Below are 10,521 nucleotides of genomic sequence, written 5' to 3'. Positions count from 1 at the left end.
ATGCCGCAGACCCGCGAGCACGTGCTGCTCGCTCGCCAGGTCGGCGTGCCCTACATCCTGGTCGCGCTGAACAAGGCCGACATGGTCGACGACGAGGAGCTCCTCGAGCTCGTCGAGCTGGAGGTCCGCGAACTGCTGGCCGCTCAGGAGTTCGACGAGGACGCCCCGGTCATCAAGGTCTCGGCGCTCAAGGCTCTCGAGGGCGACCCGGCCTGGGTCAAGTCCGTCGAGGATCTGATGGACGCCGTGGACGAGTCCATCCCGGACCCGGTCCGCGACACGGACAAGCCGTTCCTGATGCCCGTCGAGGACGTCTTCACGATCACCGGCCGCGGCACCGTGGTCACCGGCCGCGTCGAGCGTGGCGTGGTCAACGTGAACGAGGAAGTCGAGATCGTCGGCATCAAGCCGACCGTCACCAAGACCACGGTCACCGGTGTCGAGATGTTCCGCAAGCTGCTCGATCAGGGCCAGGCGGGCGACAACGTCGGTCTGCTGGTCCGTGGTGTCAAGCGTGAGGACGTCGAGCGTGGCCAGGTCGTGGTCAAGCCCGGCACCACCACGCCGCACACCGAGTTCGACGGCAGCGTCTACATCCTGTCGAAGGACGAGGGCGGCCGCCACACGCCGTTCTTCAACAACTACCGTCCGCAGTTCTACTTCCGCACCACGGACGTGACCGGCGTGGTGACGCTGCCGGAGGGCACCGAGATGGTGATGCCCGGTGACAACACCGACATCTCCGTCAAGCTCATCCAGCCCGTCGCCATGGACGAGGGCCTGCGCTTCGCGATTCGCGAGGGCGGCCGTACCGTTGGCGCCGGCCGGGTCACCAAGATCGTCAACTGACGACCTGACCAGAACGCCGAAGTGGCGCTCACCCGAAAGGGTGGGCGCCACTTTGTGTTTCGTTGTATTTAGTTCGCTCGCCCAAACCGACGAACGGGCGGATAAGTGCGAGTAGATCACGCCATTTCGTCGATCTCGATGGGACCTACTCCATCGTCAGGACCATGCGGAACCGGGCGGCGCCGCTCATCATCTTGTCGTAGGCGGCCTGGGCCTGCGACAGCGGCACGGTCTCGATCATCGGCCGTACGCCGGTCAGTGCCGAAAAATGCAGTGTGTCCTCGGAATCCTGCGACGTTCCCGATGCATGGCCTTGGACGGATGACGACTTGAAGATGATTGCCGCCCCCGGCACCTGCAGCGGGTCATTGGGCGCGCCGACGACGACGAGTTGGCCGCGCGCCTTGAGGCCGTTCAGTGTCACTGTCATCGCGTCGGCGACGGTGACGGTTGCGAGGACCACCTGTGCGCCGCCGAGCTTGTTCAACTCCTCGGCGACGTCGGAGGCTCTGGAGTCGATATAGTGATGCGCGCCAAGCTCTCTCGCCAGCGGCTCCTTGTCCGTGCCGCGCGCGATGGCGACGACTTCGAAGCCCATCCTTGCCGCGAACTGGATACCGAGATGCCCCAGTCCGCCGACCCCGAGTATGGCGACAACGTCGCCCGGTCGCGCGACGCTCTCCCGTAGGGCGTTGAAAGTCGTGATGCCCGCACACATCAGCGGGGCGGCATCGACGTCGGCGAGATCGTCGGGGATTCGAGCGATCGCTTCGGCCGGGGCGACCATGTACTCGGCGTAGCCGCCGTCGTAGGTGATGCCGGGAATCTGGCCGTTCTCACACGAGATGAAATCCCCTCTGCGACAGGGCTCGCAGGTGAAATCGCAGCCACCGAACCAGCCGACGCCGACACGATCGCCGGGCTTCCAGGTGGTGACGCCGTCGCCGACAGCGTCGACCACGCCGGCGATTTCGTGGCCGGGAGCGCGAGGGAAGGAGTTACCCAAAGCGCCGGCCACGGTGAGGGAATCGGAATGACAGACACCGCAGGCGTGGACCTTGACGCGGACATGTCCTCGGTCCGGCTCCGGGATTTCGACTTCGGTCAGTTCGAACTTTTCATTCGCCGCGGGGATGCGCGCGATCTTCATCGTGGCCACGTCGGCGAGATTACTCCGAAGCTGCCGCCGGGAGCGGAGGACTGTAGCTGAGATTCACCTGAGTGGCTCGCGCCGAATGCGGGCTCAGCACGCTAGCATATCTGCCGAGAGCAAATTGCGCTTACGATAATATTGTCTCCCATTAGACAAAAGTCAGCTTATGCCACAATAGCCGACTGACGTCAGCGCTGATAACCGCAGCTTCCCACTCTGCGAACTTTGGGCGGTCTCTACATGCAAATGGCCAGGATAAACTCATGTTGCCCTTTGTACCAGCACCTTTCTGATCATTTGCGATGCGATCAGGTGCGTCTTCGCTAACATACCCGCGGGTATGTTCAGCCTCTTACGGTTGTGACGCTTGACACAGCAGTCAGCAAAGTTCTAGTGTCCCTCTGCGCAACTTAGTTTCTACACAGCTTTTATCTGAGGGGTGGGTCAGCGATGACTCCGGATACAAGCGGCGCTGGTCGACCCATGCCCAAAGAGCAACTGGGTCGACATCGAGCGCCGCGCAAGAACAAACCGATACTCGTCCGCGTCATCGGTGCAGGAGGAGCGGCGGCCTGCATTGGGCTGCTCGCTGAGATCAACGCCCCGGACGCCGAGGCGTTGTCCATCCTGCTTCCGGCCGGCGCTGGTAACGCCACCCAGATCAACATCCTGGAAGGCAACGTCTTCGACCCGCAGTTCGGTCTCGGTGGCAACGGTTCCAACACGAGCCACAACTCGACCATCGGTGCCCTCTTCTTCGGGCAGGGTAATAAGGGCGAAGAAACATCCGACGGCGGGATTTTCGGGCCGATCGCGCTCGGCGGCGCCACCGGCAACGGCAACGTCACCCAGATCAACATCCTGTCCTACAACATCTTCAACCCGCAGGCGAGTCTGATTGGGAACACCAGCGATAACACGACGATCAGCAATGTGGCGGTCAACAATGGCAACGGCGCCAGCACGACGTCCGAAGGGACGTCGACGTTCGTCGGAGGCGCGGTCGGAAACGGCAACACGACTCAGCTCGCGTTCTTCTCCGGCAATATTTTCAACCCGCAGTTCAGCCTGTTCGGCGACAACGTCAGCAATAACACGGCGGTCGCCAACGTTGCCGCAGGGAACGGCACAGGAAGCAACACCAGTGTCACCTCGGGCGGTTTGTTCGGAACCAGCCTGTTCGGAATGACCGGAAACGGCAACACGAATCAGACTGCCGTTGGTACGTCGAACATCATCAACCCGCAATTCAGCCTCCTAGGCAGCAACCTGAGCTATAACTACGCGAATGCCAACCAGGCCAGTGGAAACGGCGGCGGTAGTGGGAACAGCGTGGGCTCGACCGGTGGACTGGGGAACATCTTCGCCGTTGGTGATACGGGCAATGGCAACACAACTCAGAACGCCACCGGCTCCGGAAATATCTACAACGACCAGTTGAACCTTGGCCTTGGCGGCTTCATACCGTCACTGGCCCCGCCGACTACGTCGCAGGCCGTGCAAGAGCCGCTTACCAATGAACAGGTGACTTCTGCGACGAGCGGCACACAGCCCGGTCTCACTAACAAGGAACTGCTAGATCTTCAGAACCAGCAGGCCGGTACGACTTCCAGCACTGGCACCGTGGTGGGGCCTGGTCCGCTGAACGACGCCGTCACGCGGATCAAGGATGCGGTCGGCGACACGGTCGATCGGATCACCAAGCCACTCAAGCCAAAGGCGGAAAGCAAGCCAGATCAGCCGGGCGCCTCATGAAGCCGCTGGGGTCCGCCGGGAGGTGCGGATGACGTGATGCACACAGCAGTTGCTGAGCGTCCGTTGATCTTCCAACTAAACCAAAACCTCTGCGCCACACACAAACCAGTCAGAAGGAGATAAAGCATGGGTAAACATCGCATAACGCGTGCAGCCCACACACCGGCCAAGCTGAATCGCACGTGCGCCATTTGCGCCGTCGCAGGTGCTACCGGGTTCGGCCTGATCTCATTCGCGCCGATGGCGTTCGCCGACAACGACAGCAACGACGGTTGGTGGCTCGGCAGCGGTAACAACACGCCGATCGGCAACAACGGCAACGGCAACACCAGCCAGAACGGTGCCTTTAACGGCAACGTGATGAACAACCAGTTCAACGGGCTGAGCCCGATCATCGGCGGCACGGCGGTCAACGTAGGCGCGGCCACAGGGGGCGCGGGGACCAGCGCCGCCACCAATGCCGGTGGGGCGATCGGCGGTGCCGCAGCGGGCAGCACTGTCAGCGCCAATCCGGCGCTTGCCGGTACCGGAGCCGGCGGAGTCGCGGCGGGCGGCCAAAATATTGCAGGCAACACCGGTGGCCTGGCAGGGGGCGGCACCAACGGTGCTATCGCGACTTCGGGTGCAGCGACTGGTGGGCAGGTCGTCGATGGCCCCGACATCGCCGGCAGCAGCCTCGGCGGCGCCGGTACCGGCGGCGGAGGTGCCGGCGGCTTGGGGACCGGCGGCCTCAACACCGGTGCCGCGAACATCGGCGGAGCGGCAGCGGGCGCGGCAGGTGGCGGCACCGCAGGCCAGGTGATAGTCGACGGCAACACGACGGCACTCGGCGGTACACCCGACAACTCCGTTGGCGACGTCGCGGCTGGAGGCGGCACGGTCGGCAACCAGCTAGGCGGCGGGGCGGGCACATTCCAGACCAGCGGCGCAGGGGAAGGCGGAGCTGGAGGCGGTGGCGCGGGTGAAGGCGGCGCGGCCGCCGGCGGCAACATTTATGAAACGCAGACCGCAGGTGATGCGCACGTCGGCGGCAACGCAATAGACCAGACCGCTACCGGCGGAGAGGGCGGCACGGTAGCGAGCGGTCAGCAGGCCGGCAACGCGAACGGCGGCTACGGCGTCGGCGGTAACGCCACCAGCGGCAATACAACCGGTGGAACAACCGTGGGTGGGGCGGCCGTCAACAACAGCGTCGCCGCGGCCGGCGACGCAACAGGTGGCGATGCCACAAACGAAGTGATCGGCGTCGCGGCGGGCAACTTGGCAACCAACGTCGTCAACTCGAACACCAACACCGGCAACGGCAACGGCAGCAGTAACAGCGTCGGGACGTTGGGTTCCAACAGCAGTGACGACGGTTGGTGGCTGGGCAGCGGCAACAACACCACGATCGGGAACAACGGCAACGGCAACAGCAGCCAAAACGGCGCGTTCAACGGCAATATCATGAACAACCAGATGAACGTCCTCAGCCCGGTGGTCGGCGGTACGGCAGTCAACGGCGCCGCCGCTACCGGCGGCATAGGGACCAGTGCCGCGACGAACGCGGGTGTGGCGACCGCCGGCACGGCAGTCGGCACGACTGCGAGCGTCAATCCGGCGACCGGCGGAGAAGCGATCGGCGGCGGCGCTCTGGGCGGCACCAATACCGCCGTGAACGCAGGCGGCGCCGGAACCGGCGGAACCAATGTCGGTACAGGAACCACTGGCGCAGCAATTGCCGGTTCGGTCGCCGACGTCGCGGATAGCGCCGGTAACGGTGTCGGCGGCTTGGGGACCGGTGGCTTGGGTGTCGGCAACGCCGGGATTGGTGGCACGAATACCGCTGGCGCGAATACCGGCGGTCAGGCCATCGGGGCTGCTCTTGGCGGAACGGCGGCGCAGGCGGTGACTGGCCTAAATGTCACCGCTGTTGGCGATCCGGATAATTCGGTCGGCAGTACGACCGGTTTCGGTGGGAATGTTGGCGACACCACCGGCGGCACCGCGATCACCGCGCAGGTCGGCGGCGACGGAACCGGCGGCGCGGGAACCGGCGGCGCGGGAACCGGCGGCACCGGGACCGGCGGCTCCATCGTCGAGAACCAGACCGCAGGCGATGCCACGGTCGACGGCAACACGGTTACGCAGAATGCCGGGGGCGCATCTGGCGGCGATGTGACGAACGCGCAGATCGCTGGCAACGCGGTTGGCGGCAACTCAGCCGGTGGTAACGCCGTGAGCGGGTCCACGCAGGGCGGACTCACCCAGGGCGGCGCCGCTACCGTCAACCAGAGCACCAGCAGTGGTACCGCGGCGGGTGGCAACGCCTCGAACCGAGTCAGTGGCACGGCGTCAGGCAACTCGTCCAACAACACATCCAACACGAACACCAACAGCAATAACGGCAACGGCAGCTCCAACAGCGTGGGCTGACGCCGGCTGAGCTCCACGAAGGACAGGTCTGACGCTGGACCGCCGACCCTCAGCGGTGGTCCAGCGTTCCTTCGTGTTTACGAAAGGTGAGCACGGCGATCGCGGCGGGCAGCAGCACTGCCGCGATCGCCAGGAAAATTGCGGGAATTCCGCTGCCCGTTGGCATTCCACCCTGCCGCAAAACCTCCAGCATCGTGCCGGACACCGCGACACCGACGCCGGCCAGCGTCACCAACGACGTCAGCGCCACACCGGCAGCCTCACCTGCGCGCTCGGGTCGCACGACGGCCTGCGTCGCGACGGTGGTGAACGCATACACCAGGCCCATCGTGAAACCGCATGCGCTGAGCGCGATTACGTAGACGACCCAGCCGCTGGATATTGCGAGCGCGGCCAGCGACAGGGCAGCAGCCGCACAACCGAGCCCCATGACGAGCACAGGGGGATACCTCGTCGCCAGCCGACCCGACAGTGGGCCGCCCAGCGCCGCGCCGATCGACGGGCCCAGAAACGCCAGGCCGGCCATCAACGGATCGAGGCCGCGCACCTGCTGCAGATTCAGAGTGGAGAGGTAGATGGTGACGGCGTAAGCAATGTTCGCCACGGTGCCAGCGACGACGAGAATTGTGAAGCGTGCGTTGCGGAACAACGACAGGTCGACCAGCGGCCAGGGCACCCGCCCCTCCACAAGGAGGAACAAGCCCAACACCGCGAGCGAGCCGACGAACGCGACAAGAGTCCCCGGCGCCAACCAGCCCCAGCTCGGCGCGCGGTCAAACGTCAACGTGAACAACCCGATTCCGAAGATGATCAACGACAGCCCGGCGAAGTCGATGCGGCGCGGCACTGTGTCGTCCAAACTTTCGGGGACGGTTAGAGCGCCGATTACGAACGCCGCCGACGAGAACGGCACAAGCAACCAGAATATCGACCGCCAGCCCAGCGTCTGGGTCAGCAGGCCGCCTACCAACGGCCCCGCCGCATTTCCCAGACCCGCGACACCGTAGGCCAACCCGATCGCGTGGCCGGCGCGCGCGGCGGGAAAGGCGTTGGTCAGCACGCTGACCGACACGGGAAATATCAGCGCCGCACCGACGCCCTGCACGGCGCGAAAGGTGATGACCAGCCCGGCCGACGGCGCAATCGCGCATAGCGCCGATGCAAGCCCGAACAGCGCAATGCCGGCCAACAGCGCCCGTCGTCGGCCGAAGATGTCCCCGATCCGGCCCGCCGGCACCATGAACGCACCCAACGCCAGCATGTAGACGCTGATGACCCACTGCAGATCAGTGGCATTGCTGTTGAGGTCTGACGCCATCCGCGGCAACGCGAGATTCATCGCGAAGTAGTCGATCTGGACGCAGAACAACGCCGTCGACACCGCCGCCAAGATCCAGCGGGAACGCACGGTGCTGGTCGGCGAGTTCACGCGATGACGATACGGCCCGCAACGCCCCGTACCGCCGATCCTGCTTTTGTGATGTTTCTGTAACGCCTGAGACCTATGTGGCGATAAAAGTCGCAGTTAAAGTGTTTTTGCAGGTCGGGTTGGGGGTTTTATGTTTCGTCGGACGAGTGCGGCGGCTTGTGCGGTCGCTGTGGCAGGAAGCGCTCTTGTCGGGTTGACGACCGGTACCGCAAACGCGGCGCCCGGTTGCCCCGACGTGCACTGGATGGGTGCTGCCGGCTCGGGTGAGCGGACCGAATACGACATGGCGGCCAACGGCGGCATGGGACAGGTCGTCTATCAGTCGTACCAGGCTCTACAGCAGCAACTCGCGCAGGAAGGCCGCACCATCACATCCGAAGCGGTCGACTACCCCGCCAAGGATGTGCCCGAGGATGCCGGAGTAGGGGACTGGCTTGACTACATGGGCAGTGTGGATGCCGGCACGGCAGCCTTGGGCGCGCAGTACGCGGCGTTCACGGCACAATGCCCAACCACGAAGGTGGTGCTTGCTGGTTACTCTCAGGGCGCGATGGTCGTGCACCGGAACCTGGTCGCGATCGGCGCCGATCCCAATCTGGCCGCGTCACTCTTGATCGCCGACGGTGACCGCATCACGGACGACGCCACAGTGAACGTCGGTTCGGCGTCGAAGGACCCGGAGAAGACGGGCGGCGCATCGCAGGACTGGCCGATCTTGGCCCATGCGCCCGCGAAGCTGCCAGCCAATGTCGGTGTTCGGACCATCAGCGTCTGCGACGCAGGCGACGCGGTCTGTGACTACGACCCGGATGCCGACGAGGTCTCAGCGACTGCGGTGGCAATTCACACGAGCTACACAGTCGGCGGTGCCAACGGGCAGATGTGGACGTGGATGGTCCACCAACTGCTCGGATCATCGTCCGCCGATGCCCCTCAGGTCCCCGCCGTCGTCACCAGCCGCACGTAACTCGGCGTCAAAGGCGCCTACTGGCGCTAATCTGACACGCATACCGCGTCGAGCGAGGAGCGTGGCAGATGGTGTGGCGTTACATCAAAGCTCAGCTGATGGTGCTGCTGTGCGGCGGTCTCGTCGGTCCGATCTTTTTGGCCGTGTACTTCGCCACCGGCCAGGACTCGATTTTGAAGTGGATGTTTTACGTCGGCCTGCTCATCACGGCCGCTGACGTTCTCATCGCGCTGGCCCTCGCCAATTTCGGCGCGAAATCGGCGGCCAAAACGGCTGCCCTCGAGCAGACCGGCGTGCTCGCGCTCGCCCAGATCACCGGGATGGGTGAGACAGGCACCCGTATCAACGATCAGCCGGTGGTGAAGCTGCAACTGCACATCGAGGGACCCGGGATCGCACCGTTCGATTCACAAGACCGGGTCATCGCCAGTGTGACGCGGCTGGGTAACCTCACCAATCGCAAGCTCGTCGTGCTCGTCGACCCGACCACCCAGCAATATCAAATCGATTGGGAACGCAGCGCATTGATCAACGGGCTGGTGCCTGCGACGTTCACGGTCGCCGAGGACAACAGGACCTACGACCTCAGCGGTCAGACCGGCGCCTTGATGGAGATCTTGCAGATCCTCAAGGCGAATGGCATCGGCATGAACAATATGATCGATTTGCGGTCCAATCCTGCTGCGCGTCAACAGGTTCAGGCGATCGTCCGGCGAGCGGCGGCGCAGCAGGCACCTGTTAGGCCCGGGCCGCCACCTACTTCGGGCACACCACCTCCACCTCAGTACCCGGCCATGGCGCCGGAGCCGTCCACCTCACAGCGGTTGCATGAACTGGAGACCCTGCGCGCGACCGGTGCCGTCTCCGAAGAGGAGTACAACGCGAAACGCAGGCAGATTCTCTCCGATCTGTAATGACGAATCCGTCCGCCAGCTATGGCGTTCACTCCGAGGTCGGCAAGCTGCGCAAGGTGATGGTGTGCTCTCCGGGGCTTGCGCATGAACGACTCACCCCGACGAACTGCGACGACCTACTGTTCGACGATGTGCTGTGGGTGCAGAACGCCCGCCGCGACCACTTCGACTTCATGGACAAGATGCGTGACCGCGACGTGGAAGTCGTAGAGCTACACAACCTGCTGACCGAGACCATGGCGATCCCCGAAGCCAAGAGTTGGTTACTGGACCGCAAGATCGTTGCGAATGAAGTCGGCCTGGGACTCGTCGACGACACCCGCGGATTCCTTGATTCGCTGCAACCGCGCCGGCTCTCCGAGCTGCTGATCGGCGGAATGGCGACGCGCGACCTGCCTGCCGAGATCCAGTCCGGCTACCGCGCGCTGGCGCGCGAGGACACCGGAGTGACCGAATACCTGATGCCACCGCTGCCGAACACGCTCTATACGCGTGACACCACGTGCTGGATTTATGGCGGCCTCACCCTCAATCCGTTGTTCTGGCCCGCCCGACACGACGAAACACTGCTCATGAAGGCGATCTACGAGTTCCATCCTGACTACGTCGGCTCCGCGGTGTGGTGGGGAGATCCCGAAAAGGTCTGGGGGCTGGCCACCTTGGAAGGTGGCGACGTACTGATACCCGGTAACGGGGTGGTGCTCATCGGCATGAGCGAGCGATCCTCACGCCAGGCCATCACCCAGGTCGCAGCCGAGCTGTTCAAACGGGGTGCCGCCGAGAAGGTAATTGTCGCAGGGATGCCCAAGCTTCGCGCGGCCATGCACTTGGACACCGTGTTCACCTTCGCCGACCGCGACGTCGTCACGATCTACCCCGAGATCGTCGACAGCATTGCGTCGTTCAGGTTGATGCCCAGCGACTCCGGCGTCGGTGTTGACGTGATCGAGGAGACCAAGCCGTTCGTCGAAGTGGTTGCGGCTGCATTGGAGTTGTCGCATCTGAGGGTCGTGGAGACGGGTGGGAGCAAGTACGACTA

General features: G+C 64.1%; 8 protein-coding genes. 6 read left to right on the top strand and 2 right to left on the bottom strand.

The genetic code is table 11. From position 1 onward, the window contains the following. Positions 1-849: elongation factor Tu (locus QOC76_RS02025; RefSeq protein WP_526353634.1), on the top strand; the 849-nt coding region annotated here is incomplete at its 5' end. Positions 850-994: 145 nt separating this feature from the next. Here QOC76_RS02025 and QOC76_RS02020 read toward each other — a convergent pair. Next, positions 995-1,999: an alcohol dehydrogenase gene (locus tag QOC76_RS02020; RefSeq protein WP_526353636.1), complete on the bottom strand. Its 1,005-nt coding sequence runs from the start codon at positions 1,997-1,999 to the stop codon at positions 995-997. Between the two features lie 486 nt (positions 2,000-2,485). Between QOC76_RS02020 and QOC76_RS02015 the strand changes: the two genes are divergently transcribed. Then, positions 2,486-3,757, top strand: coding sequence for a hypothetical protein (locus QOC76_RS02015; protein ID WP_526353632.1), 1,272 nt, complete (start codon positions 2,486-2,488; stop codon positions 3,755-3,757). Positions 3,758-3,883: 126 nt separating this feature from the next. Further along, positions 3,884-6,172: a beta strand repeat-containing protein gene (locus tag QOC76_RS02010; RefSeq protein ID WP_526353630.1), complete on the top strand. Its 2,289-nt coding sequence runs from the start codon at positions 3,884-3,886 to the stop codon at positions 6,170-6,172. A 49-nt stretch (positions 6,173-6,221) separates the two neighbouring features. Here the strand turns inward: QOC76_RS02010 and QOC76_RS02005 are convergent, their stop codons facing one another. Then, positions 6,222-7,601, bottom strand: coding sequence for an MFS transporter (locus QOC76_RS02005; protein WP_526353628.1), 1,380 nt, complete (start codon positions 7,599-7,601; stop codon positions 6,222-6,224). A 130-nt stretch (positions 7,602-7,731) separates the two neighbouring features. Between QOC76_RS02005 and QOC76_RS02000 the strand changes: the two genes are divergently transcribed. The 3 genes from QOC76_RS02000 to QOC76_RS01990 all read left to right on the top strand — a co-directional run. Further along, a complete protein-coding gene (locus QOC76_RS02000) occupies positions 7,732-8,568 on the top strand; it encodes a cutinase family protein (protein ID WP_526353626.1) in 837 nt (278 codons plus the stop codon). 68 nt (positions 8,569-8,636) lie between these two features. Then, the gene (locus tag QOC76_RS01995; protein ID WP_526353624.1) at positions 8,637-9,482 is read left to right on the top strand and encodes an SHOCT domain-containing protein; all 846 of its coding nucleotides are present in this window, start codon (positions 8,637-8,639) and stop codon (positions 9,480-9,482) included. Beyond that, positions 9,482-10,521, top strand: a 1,040-nt coding sequence (locus QOC76_RS01990; protein ID WP_526353622.1) for an arginine deiminase, incomplete at its 3' end; no start/stop codon positions are given. The genes QOC76_RS01995 and QOC76_RS01990, both read left to right, overlap by 1 nt.

Origin of the sequence: Mycobacterium sp., from assembly GCF_032159565.1 — a bacterium.
Lineage (GTDB): Bacteria > Actinomycetota > Actinomycetes > Mycobacteriales > Mycobacteriaceae > Mycobacterium.
The sequence above is the reverse complement of the archived record's forward strand: the minus strand, read 5'-3'. Positions and strand labels throughout refer to the sequence as shown.

Bases quoted from the DNA above. Each gene is read 5' to 3' on its own strand.
- QOC76_RS02020 (WP_526353636.1), bottom strand. From the start codon at position 1,999: ATGAAGATCGCGCGCATCCCCGCGGCGAATGAAAAGTTCGAACTGACC.
- QOC76_RS02015 (WP_526353632.1), top strand. From the start codon at position 2,486: ATGCCCAAAGAGCAACTGGGTCGACATCGAGCGCCGCGCAAGAACAAA.
- QOC76_RS02010 (WP_526353630.1), top strand. From the start codon at position 3,884: ATGGGTAAACATCGCATAACGCGTGCAGCCCACACACCGGCCAAGCTG.
- QOC76_RS02000 (WP_526353626.1), top strand. From the start codon at position 7,732: ATGTTTCGTCGGACGAGTGCGGCGGCTTGTGCGGTCGCTGTGGCAGGA.
- QOC76_RS01995 (WP_526353624.1), top strand. From the start codon at position 8,637: ATGGTGTGGCGTTACATCAAAGCTCAGCTGATGGTGCTGCTGTGCGGC.